We start from the raw sequence: 13,633 nt of genomic DNA, 5'->3' as shown, positions 1-13,633 counted from the left end.
GCCACGCATTGCCCATGTCAAAGTTTTGACCTCTTTTCAAAAGTAAAAGTCCGTGGAACGTTGTATTTTACAGATAAGTAGGCGTACGGAAAGGGCACGGCATCATCCCCAAAACCACAATCTCAGATGACTGAAGAAGTCGTAGCGGGCGTAAAGCCGCAAACCGAGCAGAGGTGCGGGCGAAGGGCAGGTGAAAAATCCCCAGAGACCCAGGGAAAAGACGAAAAAACCATCTCCATTTACCGTGCCAGGCGCATCCCTTCCGCCACACCTCCGACGCAGGCGCAGCGCGCCGGCGCACGTGATATATACGCCGTAATTTCCTTTGGCTTCACTCATGCCCCGCATTCCGGAACGGACTGTTCCTGACCCTACGAGCAAGTCACGCCTGAACATGGGATCGCAGGAGAGCAGCGTCTGAAATTTGTCTGTCTGCTCATAGTTTCGAATATCCCAGGCACGCACCGACAGATCCTGCAGATGCAGTGGACGGGGAAAACGCTCTGTTCTTCCACCGAAAAGGCGCTGCCACCGTTTATGTTCTATCCTCCGTGCCTCGATCCTTAATTCGCCGAGTTTGGCCGATGTCAAACGCAGGCCAATTCTATCGATATCACACTCTTTGAATGTTTCAGCATCAAAACTGTTGTGTGAAATCACGAACCGAAACGCTTTCAGATATCTGAAGTCGGCCGCACCTGGTATGTTTACGCTGTCCGTAACATTAAACTCATCATTGATGGCAAAGAGTTCAACTTCACCTTGTGCCTGTAGCCCTCTCGCCACCACACAGCCGACCTTGACCCCATCAAGAAGTTCGTTTGCATACTCAGCATCCGGTCGTTCCGAGATAAGATCCAGGCCGGTTAGATCGATGTCGTTATCACAACGAACCATAGTCAGGTCAAGATTTGCAGCTGTCGCACGACGTAATTTCACATAACTCTTTGGCAGGCGATCCCGCACGATTTTTGGCGTTTTATACGAGGAAAGCAGTGTTGTCCGCGAACGAAAGGCGATATCACCTGCAATGTGGCTATCGTTTAACCTGATCACTCCGGCTACTGTAACATTGACAAAATCGCATTCACCACGGATGTTCGATTGGCATATTTCAAGATGCCCTCCAACAAACGCACCTTCGGTAAGAAAATCGATCGAATGATTTAAGCCGCCGGCACTATTGTTATACTGCAAGGTGCTGCGCCAGAACAGAATGTCGCCTTCAATGTCGGTGCCATTGATAAAGAGTCCTGGAGGGCCTTTAGTATTATCCCCACCGGTTACAACGAGCAACGGCATTCGCACATCGCCATGTATTCGCGCATTTATCAGCACCAAACCGCCGAGAATACAGGGACCAGTATCAGCAGGGGTGGGGTATTCGAATATTCCTAGGACAATAGTCCCTGATTCCAACGAAAGCAGGTTTAGCAGACCATCAACACGCGTACTCTCTATCTCTAAGTGCCCGGATATTTTTGCCGCAGCTAAATTTAGCGTTCCACTGACCACAGTATGTGCGACCACGCTGAAGCCATCATCCGCCTGTTTTATGAAAGGCTTTATAAATACGGTACTCTCGAAAACCGAACCCCAGCAGGATAAGTTACCAAGAACTTGCAACCCGGCTATATTGACCGTTCCTTTAACCCGAATATTGGTTGCGCTGACACTGCCTCTGACCAGGGACTCTCGATAAGCTCCGTTCTTACGATAAAGTGATCCCTGTTGCGCCCAACAGCCAAAATTAAAATCCCCGCCAATCCTTGCATTATCGAGAGTAACAGCATTTATATTCTTGGGATTCGGCGAGTTGATTTCACATCCACGAATGCTCGCATTCCGCTCTACCTGAAGGCCCTTTGCCAGAACCATACCGTGGACCGTAGTACGATCCAACACAAAATTTCCTTCAACCTGCAGCCCATTCAAATTAAGCGAAACTGCATCAAGAAGACGTGTTCCCCACAAAGAGGGCATATCCAAAACATCCACATCATCGAGAATAAAGTCCCCAACAACCCTGACATTTCGAAAAGCAACTGTTTTTGAAAATGTACAACCGGAGAAGTCGGCGCCCCCTTCAAACTTCGTGCCGGTAAAGTCGACTTCACCCTCAAAGCAGGTATACAACGCCCGCATTGGAAAAGTTACACTTTCTCCGCGAAACTGGACGGCACCGCGTACACGCTTATGTTCAATCTCAGCCATATCGCCCCGCTTTAGCGCTGCGACAAACATATCCGCGTCGATAATCTCGTTCGAAACAAGCATGGATTCAGTCATTTTCGTCTCAAATAGTATTCTGGTTATGGCAACACAAAATCGCGAGGGAGACGCAGGAGAAAATGCGTCTTGGTGGTAAAGAGTTCCGGCACCATACCCAAACGGCCCATCACCGGCGTATCATCATCCATAGCGACACTCCCATCAGGATAGACATGAAAACACGCATGAAAAAAGGTATCTGAATAGGTTAGAAAGGCATCCGCAACCATAAAGTCCTTGCCGGGGTCACTGGCCGGCCAGATCCGAATCGGTCTTATCGTATCCGACAGCACATCGCGCTGATCTTTTGAGTGACAGCGCCACTTGGCATCGTCTATCGACTCTACAATATGAAACAGGCCTTCATCACCATGCACCATGTCGCAAAAGAAATCGAGATACTCCGTAGCAGTTGTGCTGTTCAGATTAAGTTTGTAGGCAGCATTTAGCTTGTGAAGCGTGGCCGACTTACCATTGAGTGGTACAAGGCGGTCGACACCTTCAGGAACTTCCGAATCTGCGACTGCAAAAAGCATCTCGGTTCGCCGTGGATAGCCTCCCCGCCGGTCTATTATTTCGTAGTGACTGTGTCCGTTATAGAATGAGAGTGTCTTGCGTAAAACACGCAATTCATCCCCTATACCATCAGTCCAGGGCAACTGCGCCCAGGCATCAGGAATGTGATAATCAAGACAGCGTTCGTTTATATATGAAAAAAGTTCTCTGGCTTCACCCCTCAAGGCATCATCTTCAGACGGCAAAATCTCAACCCAGGGGCGCTCGGAACAACGTCGCTCAAAATTCTTCAGTGATTCATGCAGAACTGCTTCCACATCGGCTTCAATATCCGACGGACGCCAACTTATTAGGCGTTTCAAAGCACGTTGCGACTCCTTATTGTTTTCAGCACGGCGTTCAGATGATGGAATATCAAGAAGGTGAAGCACAGAGGCACACCAAGGCTGATCCAAACCAACAACAGTGCTGGGGGTTTTCGGTTGCGGAAAAATGCAATCTTCCATGAGCAATTGATACTCGATATTTGGCAGAAAACCTTTTTTATAGGCCAAGGATACTTGGTATAACGCTTCTCTTTCACGATCCAGAATTACTGGCTCGTCATTATCTGATACTCTCTCCAGCATATCATCCCAGCTTTCTTGCTCAATATTCTCCGGCCGCGGCACCTCATCCAGGCTTAATACGAGACTCTGTTCTTTCCTCCTGACTGCTCCAGTTTCGAAATAGAGTGCAAGATAGGCTAGAGAATGCTTCTTATTGTCAACTTGCTCAGAATAGATCTCCCTGATCACATTGAGAAATGTCTCTGCACGGAAATCAACCAGAAAGGTACGCCTTGGTGTGTCCCAGACAAAGGCGATCGCATCTTCGGCACCTTCGATAGCGCTCCAATTGAAGACCCACAGAGAGAGATCTGATGCGAAGGGAATTGAAAATCGTTCAGCTCCGACAAATTTGCGTGTGGAGCGGAAAGCGGGGGGAATGGATGTTTCGACCAGGCGAACAAGGAACGGGCGTTTATAGGATAACTTCTGCGGGGAGTACCAGTCGCTGTCGTGTAATTCCTTTGGAAAATTATCGAATTTTATTTCCATGGCGTTTCCCTTGTCATAACGATCAAACAAGCACAGGCAGATACGACATAGCCTTTTTCATCATACAGAAATAAAGTTCGTTGTGACAAAAAGTGTTCCTGGACAACATATCCGAGTTTCCTCTCCATTACCCGCTAAACAGCAGACAATGTCTGTATGCTCCATCCAGCATACTGTTTGCAGCAGAAAGTGCCTCTGCAAGTTCTTCAGGCTCTTCCAGATCCAACTGCTGTGCCATCATCACGTTTTCCGCACCTGACTCCACTGCATCGAGCAGCCGAAGCCACAGACGCCAGTGAACCCGCTGAGCCAACACCTTCGGTGCCGTTATCTTGCCTGCCTTTATGCGCCTGCTCTGTTCTATCTGCAGCCTACGCTTGGCCTGGACCAACTGTTCCGGCAGCGGGATCGCCAGGTCGAAGAGTATCGCCGCCTGTTCTGTCCGCCATTCATCACCGGGCTCTTCAACCAGGCGTGGCGGCACTGAAAATTGCCGCCATGCCAGTCGCCCTTCACCCACCGGATCGTCATCCGCCGGGCCGGGGGGGAATTTGTAGAAGCCCCATCGGGCGCCCATGGCGCATTCAATCAGTACCTTGTCACCTTCGATACGGCAGTCGCTCTCACTGCATTCACTGGCCGCCACCCAGGATCTGGGATCCAGCTTCCAGGCACAGAAATCCCGGTTCGGCGGTCTGCCGTAGGCTGCCTCCAGCAGTTGCCATGTCTCATTGAAGGCCTCCCACTCCCTGCGGTAATCGGGATTGCGCCGCAGAAACTCCCAGGCCCATTGGGCGCCGGTCAATCTTTCTGTGAACTTATAGTCGTCGGCATTGAGCCACACCTTCATAGGCATCGAATTTTCCCTGATTTTGTCAGCAGCTAGCTCACCACACTTGCGGAGAGTGGTTCAACCATCCAGAATCATTCGTATGAAGAGACCCAATCTAATGGAGATGACCCGTACACTGATCGCTGCGCCTTCGGTAAGCAGTGTCAATCCCGCTTGGGATATGGGCAACCAGCCGGTGATAGAGATATTGAGCAGCTGGCTCGAATCACTCGGCTTCAATATCGAGATAGTGCCGATCCCAGGTCACAAGAACAAGTTCAATCTGGTGGCCAGCGCCGGTAGCGGCAGTGAAGGTCTGGTGCTGTCCGGCCATACCGACACCGTACCATTCGACGAGGAGAAGTGGCACAGCGATCCCCTGCGGCTCGTCGAAAGGGACAACCGCCTCTACGGCCTCGGCACCACCGATATGAAGGGGTTCTTTGCGGTTGTCATCGAGGCAATCCGCGAACTGCCGTTGCACAATCTGAAACAGCCGTTGACCCTGATCGCCACCGCCGATGAGGAGAGCACCATGTGCGGTGCCCAGGCGCTCGTCGATCTGCACCGCCGACTGGGACGTCACGCACTGATTGGCGAACCGACCGGGCTAAAGCCGATTCGCATCCACAAGGGGATCTCCATGGAGTCGATTCGGCTGACCGGCCGCTCCGGCCACTCCAGCGACCCATCGCTGGGGGTCAATGCCCTTGAGGGAATGCACCGGGTCATCGGAGAGGTGCTGCAGTGGCGTGACGATCTGCAGCAACGCTATCGCAACCCTGCGTTCGAAGTTGAGGTGCCAACCATTAATCTCGGGCATATCCACGGCGGCGACAACCCAAACCGCATCTGCGGCCAGTGCGAACTCCAGTTCGATCTGCGCCCACTGCCGGGTATGGTGCTGAGTGACTTGCGAGCCGAGATATCAGCCCGTCTTGAGCGGCTGCTTACGGGCAGCGGTCTGGCCTGGGAGTTGGTCCCGGTCTTCGCTGGCATCCCGGCGATGGAGACTCCAAAGGATGCCGCCATCGTGCAGGCAGTCGAGTCCCTCACCGGTTTTCCGGCGGGTGCTGTCGCCTTCGGCACCGAAGGGCCCTATCTGAACGAGATGGGCATGGAGACTGTGATCTGCGGACCCGGTCATATCGATCAAGCCCATCAACCCGATGAATACCTTCCCCTTGAACATATCCAGCCTGCAATCAAACTGATACAGTCGCTGGTGAAGAGATTCTGTTTGTGATCTTCTGTTAGCCAGACGCTGATTAGGCAGAAAAATGGTCTCCAAAAAGCAAACAACCGACCCTTTCGTGAGCTGGTTTCGCGACGCATCCCCCTATATCCACGCCCATCGTGGACGCACCTTCGTCGTCTGTTTCGGTGGTGAGGCGGTGGCGGATAGATGCTTTCCGAACCTGATCCACGATCTTGCCATTCTCCTGGGACTGGGAATCCGTCTGGTGCTGGTACACGGTGCACGCCCCCAGATCGAAGAGCGGCTGCAGGCACGCGGCGCCAAGATGCAGTACATCGATGGCCTGCGGGTAACCGACGATGCAGCGCTTGCCTGCGTCAAGGAGGCCGCCGGCGCCGTGCGGGTGGAGATCGAGGCCCTGCTCTCCATGGGACTCTCCAACTCTCCCATGGCAGGAGCGCGTATCCGGGCAGCCTCCGGCAACTTCGTGACGGCTAAACCCATCGGCGTCAGAAACGGTACCGACTACGGTCATACCGGAGAGGTTCGCCGCATCGATTCCGCAGCCATTGAGCAGCGCCTGGAATCCGGTGCGATTGCCATCATTCCCCCGATCGGCTACTCCCCGACCGGCGAGGTATTCAATCTGAGCGCCGCCGATGTCGCTGCATCCGTGGCCATCGCCTTGGGGGCGGATAAGCTCATCAGTCTGGTGGAGGGCAAAGGGTTGACCGACTCACGGGGGCGCCTCATCACCAATGTGGTGCCACGGGATGTGGACACCATCCTGTCACGGCGCAAACGGCTGCCGGAGGATATCTGTCAGCATCTGCGGGCGGCGGTCACCGCCTGTCGCAGCGGCGTCAATCGCATCCATCTGCTCGACCGGAAGGGAGACGGCGCACTGCTGCAAGAGCTCTTTACCCGCGACGGCTCGGGCACCCTGATCACCGCGGAACCCTATGAGGAGACCCGCACCGCCACCATCGAAGATGTCGGCGGCCTGCTGGAACTGCTTGAGCCGCTGGAAGCGGAGGGGGTTCTGGTAAGACGCTCACGGGAACTGCTGGAGACCGAGATCGAACGCTTTACCCTGATGGAGCGTGACGGCATGGCCGTCGCCTGCGCTGCCCTCTACCCCTATGCCAAGGAAGGGATGGCAGAGATTGCCTGTGTCGTCGTCCACCCCGACTATCGGGACGGCGGGCGTGGGGAGAGGCTGCTGGAACAGATGGAGGCGACTGCCCGCGCCCAAGGCATCCGGCAGCTGTTTCTACTCACCACCCATACCGCCCACTGGTTCCGGGAGCGGGGTTTCGTCACCGCCGAGCTGAAATCCCTGCCGATCAAGCGCCGGGAACTTTACAACTATCGGCGCAATTCAAAGGCGCTGATCAAGCCACTCGCCGGGAGTTGATTCAGGCAATATGGTGTCCGGCATCAGGATGAGGAATGGGCGCTCCTAGCTTGCTGATCTGGTTTGGCAGAATTACCGCAATTTTGGCGGTGCCGATCTGTCTCTACTACCTCTCCTCATTCACCCCCGATGAACGCCCGACCCTGGAACAGATGCTGCCGCCCCAGGACCAAGGCAGACTGGAAGAGATCCGGACAATCTTCGGCATCGAACCGAACCGGGTGATCATCGGCATCAAGCCGGAGGCGGATCCCAACAGCGTCGAGAGGTTGAAGCAACAGATCAGGGCCATCGACGATGTTGCCGATGTCATGCAACTCTCTATCGGCGGGCAAAATGCCCGTCTGCTGATCATCGGCATCACCGCCGGAAACTCAACCATGCAGGCGGCGCGCCGACTCGAAAAGGCAATAGCGGCATCGACTGCAGCGTTTGCCGATACTGTCGCTGCGACTATCGGCACACCGCAGATTCGGGTCGCGTCCTGGCAGAGCGCCTACGAGGATATGAGAGACATCCTGCCCTGGCTCCTGATCTCGGTGACACTGATTCCCTATCTCTTCTTCAGAAGCCTGAGCGCTTTGCTCTTTCCACTCTTTGTCGCCAGCATCTCCTGCACCCTCATCCTGCTTCTGGTGCAACACATTGAACGCAACACGGGACTGATTGCGGTGGTACTCATCCCCATCGTCTGGTCCATTGCCACCCTCGACGCCATCCATCTGATCGACCGCACTGCCCGCCTGGCGGGCAAGCGCGATACTTTTTTCTTAGGCGTTGAAGTTCGTGCATTGGCCCATCCCTGTCTGCTGACCACCCTCACCACTGCCGGCGCACTGCTCATATTGGCGCTACAGGAGGATTCACCCTTACTGCACGATCTGGGGATCTGGGCAGGCGCAGGCGCGCTACTGGCCTATCTGCTGACTTTTTTTACCGGCACACTTTTTCTCTCCACCGGGATCAGGCATCGACCCGTCCCAAACTGGCCAAGGTATCTTGCGCTACAGGCAGTCCGCTATTCACAACACCATGCGAAGCGGGTCCTGACAGCATGGGTCGCCCTACTCTGCATCGCCCTTTCAGGGCTGCCGTCACTGCAACTGACAGTACGCTTTCCAAGCCTTTTTCACGCGTCCCATACACTTGAAGAGGAGATCGACAAACTTGCCACGATGAGTGGAACTGACCTGCGGCCCGTAGATGTTTTCATCGAGGCCATAGACGACGCTGGCGCTGACAGAATGACGCTCCTGAATGCAGCCAGGGCAGTGAGGAACTACGCAAAAACATGGCCCGAGACGAAAAGGGTTCTGCCGTTTGCGGGAGGGTTGGAAACAACTACGGCGTCGAAACCCGGCACAGAAGAAGCAGCGCTCTCAGACTGGTTCAAACCAGACAGCGCCACCGCACGGGTGCAGCTCCATTTTGCCCCCCACTCTTTTCAACGCCACAGCGAACTCATCGATTGGCTGAGACATTTCGACCGCACGGTATTGTCTCAACACCGGCTCTGGTTCGGTGGCACAGGTTACGACTACCATCGCATGGAGCAGCTGGGCGCCAAAGCCGGCATGATGGGTCTGACCGGATCACTGGCGATCATCCTGGCAACCCTTCTCTGGACCTTCCGTGGCAGCACAGAAAACATTGTCCCGGCGTTGATCGCCCTGCTGCTGCCAGCCCTGCTGATCGGCGGAATAATGGGCCATGCAGGCATCCCCTGGAGCCTCGGCATGATGCTGCTGCCGGTTATCTATATCGGCCTGGCGGTGGACTACACCCTGCATCTGCTCTGGCCACTGCGACATAGCCAACGCTCTCTCCAGAGACGGCTGCAAAGCAGCGCTTTGCGGGCCGGGCCGGCGCTACTGACGACCACCGCCGTTATCGCCACCTGCACGGCGGCACTCTCCCTGTCGACCATTCAGGTCAACAGGGAACTCGGCGGCCTGCTGGCAGTGGGTCTCACCTTCGCACTGCTGAGCAGCCTCACCCTTACGCCAGCGATTTTCACGCTTTGGAGACACAGATCAGTTCGATACTGATCCGCAGGATTTCCGCCCCTGCCACGTTCGGCTTGATTGTCAGCACCACGGTCGGGGCGCCTCCATCCGCCAGAAAAGTATTGACGATGGCGCTGTAGAGGTCAGCATGGGCAGTCACGACGCCATCCACTTCATAGACGAGGGTGTTTTCCATATCCTGCGGCACCACAATGCCTTCAGCCGCAAAGAGGTTACCCGCCGATGTACCGCTGACGACCAACCTGAATCGCAGGTGATAGGTAAAACCTGCAAGGGTCGCTTTGATCTCTTTGCGGTAGGTGCCTGCAACAGGAAAACCCTCTCCGTTGCCAAAGCTGCCATTGTTAAAACCGGCAGCGCAGATACCGGCATTGCCGAACTGGTAGTACTCGGCTAGCGTCAGTGCCGCCATGCCCACATCGCCTGGCGCAACCATATTGACATTGTCCGCCGGATTCCAAAACGCATCCAGGCCACACTTCTTTGAATAAATATCCGGGTCACCACCATCCCAGGGGACATCGAGATAGACAAGCGCGCCATTCACCAATACATTTTTCAATTCATCGAGGGTTGTCTGGTCAGCCAGGATATCCTGCGTGGGACAGGGCGCCACATCGGGCTTGTCCGCAGCCGTCAACGCAATCGTGGTGCTGACTGTGCCATCGTCTGAGTCAGTAAATGGGCAACCGCCGACCAACAGAAAGGCCAGCCCAACAAGTAAAAAACGCAATTTCATCCAATACATGATTCATCCCCAAAAGGTCAGTTGCTGCTGCTATCCATGCCTCCCATGGCAGATCCAACTCCAGAATTCTTTTCGTACCGGCTTAGAGCCTCTATTCGTCATGGGTATACTGTCAGTATATGTCAGAATCGAAAGAGGGTTGAACACTGCTTCCTCCACGCCTACGCCTTCCCGCCGCCCTGCTGGCTGCACTGCTGCTCTCCAGTTGCACCAGCATTGGATACTATGCGCAATCGATCCAGGGACACCTGGACCTGTTGCAGCGCACTGAGCCAATCAGCAATCTGCTGACGAATCCACAGACGGATCCGCAGCTGAGGCAGCAGCTACAGTTGGTTGAAACCCTGAGGGACTTCGCAAGCCAAACGCTGAAACTGCCGGAAAACGAGAGCTATCGCAGTTATGCTGATCTACAGCGCAAGGCTGTGGTGTGGAGTGTGGTGGCCGCACCGGAGTTCTCTGTCCATCCAAAGCAGTGGTGTTACCCAATAGTAGGTTGCGCCAGCTACCGTGGATATTTCAGCAAAGCCGAGGCGACAACCTACGCCAGCCAACTAAGGGACGAGGGGCTGGATGTCACCATCGTCGATGTGCCCGCCTACTCAACCCTCGGCTGGTTCGACGATCCACTGCCCAGCACAGTGATCCATTGGCCGGAAACCAGCCTCGCACAACTCATATTCCACGAACTGGCCCATCAGCAACTCTATCTGCAGGGTGACAGCGCCTTCAACGAAGCCTTTGCCACGGCGGTGGCCCAGTTGGGCGTGGATCAGTGGCTGCGCACGAAGCAAAAAACCACCTCGGCCTGGCAACAACAGCAGTTTCGACATGAGGGATTCACAGCCCTCCTGCTGAAGACCCGCAACGCACTGGAAACACTCTATGGAATAGAGATGACGGAATCTGCAATGCGCAACCGCAAGGCCGGGCTGTTCACCCAATTACGCCAGGACTATCAGCAGCTGAAACAGCGCTGGAATGGCCTCGGGCGTTACGACCGCTGGTTTGACAAGCCCATCAACAATGCCTCTTTGGCACAAATTGCCACCTATTATCGACTGGTACCCGGCTTTCTCGACCTTTTCGAACAGCAAAACCGGGACTGGAATGCTTTCTATCAGGCCTGTGCCAAGCTCTCCAGACAGTCTGAAACGGAACGCATGGCGATCCTCACCGAAAAACTGTAGGCCGGCTCAAGCGTAGCGGAGCCGGCAAATATCGATAGTTGTATCGAATCGTTTTGCCTGATCCGCTACGCTTGATCATGCCTACAAGCCCAGCAGGCTACCGTCCAAACGTCACACAGTTTTACAGATATTTCTCGCAGTAGTGCCTAATATGCCCACATCGATAATCGTATTAGCTGATACTAAAATGGCACAGAGAAGGATCAAAAGCAGCCGCTGGCTGAAGTCATTTCTGACTACCCAGATCGGCGTCCCACCTGGGCAACTCCCCCCTGTTCAAGGCGGCGTGGAGTATTGGGTCACGCTCAACAATTGGGGTGAAGAGAAGTTATCCCCCCCAGTATGGCGATTTGTTCAGACTGCCTGGGATCAAAAACGCCTGCAAGCCAAGAAGAAGGCTGCAAAGTGCCTGCTGAACGCCTCAAGTCAGGCTTTGCTCCAAGCTGCTGAAACCAAACCTGATGCCCATCACACCAGCCTGGAAGGGCTGATTCTGAAAAACGGCCTTGCGGCGCTGGACGAGAAAGAAGGCAAGAGGATTCTTGCTGAGATCTCCAGCAATCTGAGTTGAAAAAAAAGGGGGACGCACCACGTTTTCCCCACTTAATCCTAAAGTCTTGCCTGGTGCTTTTTGAAGTTCTCCGCCTGTTCGAATATCTCCTTGTACACCTCGTCACGGTCGACGGGAGGATACCCGTACTCGGCAAGCAAGATGATCAGGTCAACCTTCAGCTCAGCCTTGATATCATCACGCCGATTCCAGTCTGTATATCGGGCCTTATCCTCTACGACGGTTTTAACCGCTTTGGACAAGGCAATAAGTTTATCTTCCGGGTACTCAAAATCGTATTTGACAGCCAGCCCCCTAAGAATGTCGTAGAAGGCTTTTTCTTCAAAGTCGATACCCAGATCAGCAAATGATTCCTTCTCTTTCTTCAGGGCATGCAGCAGGTCGATGATTTCATCAGTGAAGTCTTCCAGGACGTTGCTGACCAGCACATCATCCTCTTTGCGTTCGTTGTAGCTATCGACAAGCGCCTTGAGCTTCTTTGAGAAGTCCACACCCTTGATTTTGTTGACCTTCCTGAAGTCGTATATCGCCTTGGCAAGCAGCTGCTGAAGCAGCTTGATCCTGGTGTTGGGCAGTTTGATCTTTTCGATCTTGGCCAGATAGTCGTCATCGAAGATGTCGGTTGCGCCGGCGGAGTCTTCGCCCATCTTGAAGACCTCATCCACCCCATCGGCCTTTAGCGCCTCGGTGATCATCTCCCGTACCCTGGCGTTCATCTGTGCGCTATCCGGCGCATTACCTTTGGTGAGTTTGAAGACAATGGACCGAACGGCGAGGTAGAAATGAATCTGGTCGCGCTCGGCCTGCTCCAGCCCTTCAGAACCGCTACAGATGTCATAGGCGGCTTTCAGGCGTTTGACCAGATGCATGAAGCGCTTTTCGATCCTGTCGGTGATCAGCGCATACTCAGCCGCCATATTGAGACAGTTAAGCTGCTCCAGCGGGCTGCCCTGGTGGTAGGGCGAGTCATCAAACTTGTGGAACAACTTGTTCAGCAGATCGAGATGATCACGCACCACAATGATAGATTGCTCAACCTCCTCGATATTCTGTTGGTCGGCCTTGTTGTAGTGCGCCAGGGCGAGGTTCATCTGCTTCTTGATGCCGATGTAATCGACCACCAGTCCTTTCTCTTTGCCCTCGAACTTGCGATTCACCCGCGAGATGGTCTGAATCAGGTTGTGGCGTTGTATGGGCTTGTCGATATAGATGGTATCGAGGAACGGCACATCAAAGCCGGTGAGCCACATATCCACCACGATGGCGATCTTGAAGTTGGACCTGGCGTTCTTGAACTGCCGGTCCAACTCTTTACGGTACTCCTGGGCGCCGAGCAGATCGTAGAGTGCCTTCGGATCATCCTTGCCCCGCGTCATGATCATCTTTACCCGTTCCATCGGCTTGATGCTCTTCTTAGTCGCTATCGACATCCTGTCTCCCGCGACACTAGCACTTCCCTGTGCGTCGTCCTGCTCGGTTAGAGTGGCTCCAACTTCTCAGGCCAACACCTCGTTCCATTCAGGCCGCAAGGCAACCAGTTCCAGCCAGAAGGCATAGGCAATCTCCCGCTTGCTGCATACGAACATCACCTTGCCCTTGAGGGTCGACCTTCCCCCACTCGCTTCTCGCAGCTTCACGAAATCCGCAGCCAGCGCCTGATGCGGTCCGTCGCCAAAGGATCATGGTCATATTGGCGCTGGCTTTCTTGCTCTCGATCTGGTACTTCGCTGGAGCAATACGTAACTGAACGAAGTACCGAGTGA

11 protein-coding genes are annotated in these 13,633 nt (G+C 54.3%); 5 read left to right on the top strand and 6 right to left on the bottom strand.

Annotation, left to right across the window (positions count from 1 at the left end; translation table 11 throughout):
- Positions 1-102 precede the first annotated feature (102 nt).
- From G9Q73_RS00095 to G9Q73_RS00085, 3 genes are all read right to left on the bottom strand, one after another.
- Positions 103-2,289 (bottom strand): pentapeptide repeat-containing protein, encoded by a 2,187-nt coding sequence (locus tag G9Q73_RS00095; RefSeq protein ID WP_177417932.1) that lies wholly within the window; start codon positions 2,287-2,289, stop codon positions 103-105.
- A gap of 23 nt (positions 2,290-2,312) precedes the next feature.
- Complete coding sequence (locus G9Q73_RS00090) at positions 2,313-3,887, bottom strand: hypothetical protein (RefSeq protein WP_177417931.1); 1,575 nt, start codon at positions 3,885-3,887, stop codon at positions 2,313-2,315.
- Positions 3,888-4,014: 127 nt separating this feature from the next.
- Complete coding sequence (locus G9Q73_RS00085; RefSeq protein ID WP_177417930.1) at positions 4,015-4,743, bottom strand: transcriptional regulator domain-containing protein; 729 nt, start codon at positions 4,741-4,743, stop codon at positions 4,015-4,017.
- Positions 4,744-4,819: 76 nt separating this feature from the next.
- On the opposite strand from G9Q73_RS00085, the gene argE reads away from it, so the two are divergent.
- Genes argE through G9Q73_RS00070 form a run of 3 tightly spaced genes read left to right on the top strand, consistent with a single transcriptional unit; the run spans position 4,820 to position 9,382 of the window.
- Positions 4,820-5,965, top strand: coding sequence for an acetylornithine deacetylase (argE, locus tag G9Q73_RS00080; protein ID WP_177417929.1), 1,146 nt, complete (start codon positions 4,820-4,822; stop codon positions 5,963-5,965).
- A gap of 34 nt (positions 5,966-5,999) precedes the next feature.
- Positions 6,000-7,334 (top strand): amino-acid N-acetyltransferase, encoded by a 1,335-nt coding sequence (gene argA, locus G9Q73_RS00075; RefSeq protein ID WP_177417928.1) that lies wholly within the window; start codon positions 6,000-6,002, stop codon positions 7,332-7,334.
- 35 nt (positions 7,335-7,369) lie between these two features.
- Positions 7,370-9,382: an MMPL family transporter gene (locus G9Q73_RS00070; RefSeq protein ID WP_177417927.1), complete on the top strand. Its 2,013-nt coding sequence runs from the start codon at positions 7,370-7,372 to the stop codon at positions 9,380-9,382.
- Here G9Q73_RS00070 and G9Q73_RS00065 read toward each other — a convergent pair.
- Positions 9,348-10,109, bottom strand: coding sequence for a hypothetical protein (locus G9Q73_RS00065; protein WP_178941442.1), 762 nt, complete (start codon positions 10,107-10,109; stop codon positions 9,348-9,350). The genes G9Q73_RS00070 and G9Q73_RS00065 overlap by 35 nt on opposite strands.
- A gap of 146 nt (positions 10,110-10,255) precedes the next feature.
- Between G9Q73_RS00065 and G9Q73_RS00060 the strand changes: the two genes are divergently transcribed.
- Positions 10,256-11,299: an aminopeptidase gene (locus G9Q73_RS00060; protein ID WP_369408927.1), complete on the top strand. Its 1,044-nt coding sequence runs from the start codon at positions 10,256-10,258 to the stop codon at positions 11,297-11,299.
- 187 nt (positions 11,300-11,486) lie between these two features.
- The gene (locus G9Q73_RS00055) at positions 11,487-11,870 is read left to right on the top strand and encodes a hypothetical protein (protein ID WP_177417925.1); all 384 of its coding nucleotides are present in this window, start codon (positions 11,487-11,489) and stop codon (positions 11,868-11,870) included.
- Between the two features lie 38 nt (positions 11,871-11,908).
- Here G9Q73_RS00055 and G9Q73_RS00050 read toward each other — a convergent pair whose 3' ends face one another.
- Both G9Q73_RS00050 and G9Q73_RS20105 read right to left on the bottom strand, forming a co-directional pair.
- Complete coding sequence (locus G9Q73_RS00050; RefSeq protein ID WP_304956535.1) at positions 11,909-13,300, bottom strand: type I restriction enzyme endonuclease domain-containing protein; 1,392 nt, start codon at positions 13,298-13,300, stop codon at positions 11,909-11,911.
- Positions 13,301-13,366: 66 nt separating this feature from the next.
- On the bottom strand, positions 13,367-13,507 hold the full coding sequence (locus G9Q73_RS20105) for a hypothetical protein (RefSeq protein WP_304956534.1): 141 nt from the start codon (positions 13,505-13,507) through the stop codon (positions 13,367-13,369).
- Between the last annotated feature and the right edge of the window lie 126 nt (positions 13,508-13,633).

The sequence above is a fragment of the endosymbiont of Lamellibrachia barhami genome (assembly GCF_011947365.2).
In the GTDB taxonomy this organism is placed as follows: Bacteria; Pseudomonadota; Gammaproteobacteria; order Chromatiales; family Chromatiaceae; genus QGON01.
The sequence above is the reverse complement of the archived record's forward strand: the minus strand, read 5'-3'. Positions and strand labels throughout refer to the sequence as shown.

Coding starts and splice junctions, on each gene's coding strand:
- G9Q73_RS00070 (WP_177417927.1), top strand. CDS start 7,370: ATGGGCGCTCCTAGCTTGCTGATCTGGTTTGGCAGAATTACCGCAATT.
- G9Q73_RS00090 (WP_177417931.1), bottom strand. CDS start 3,887: ATGGAAATAAAATTCGATAATTTTCCAAAGGAATTACACGACAGCGAC.
- G9Q73_RS00095 (WP_177417932.1), bottom strand. CDS start 2,289: ATGACTGAATCCATGCTTGTTTCGAACGAGATTATCGACGCGGATATG.
- G9Q73_RS00085 (WP_177417930.1), bottom strand. CDS start 4,743: ATGCCTATGAAGGTGTGGCTCAATGCCGACGACTATAAGTTCACAGAA.
- argE (WP_177417929.1), top strand. CDS start 4,820: ATGAAGAGACCCAATCTAATGGAGATGACCCGTACACTGATCGCTGCG.
- G9Q73_RS00050 (WP_304956535.1), bottom strand. CDS start 13,300: ATGTCGATAGCGACTAAGAAGAGCATCAAGCCGATGGAACGGGTAAAG.
- G9Q73_RS00065 (WP_178941442.1), bottom strand. CDS start 10,109: ATGTATTGGATGAAATTGCGTTTTTTACTTGTTGGGCTGGCCTTTCTG.
- G9Q73_RS00055 (WP_177417925.1), top strand. CDS start 11,487: ATGGCACAGAGAAGGATCAAAAGCAGCCGCTGGCTGAAGTCATTTCTG.
- argA (WP_177417928.1), top strand. CDS start 6,000: ATGGTCTCCAAAAAGCAAACAACCGACCCTTTCGTGAGCTGGTTTCGC.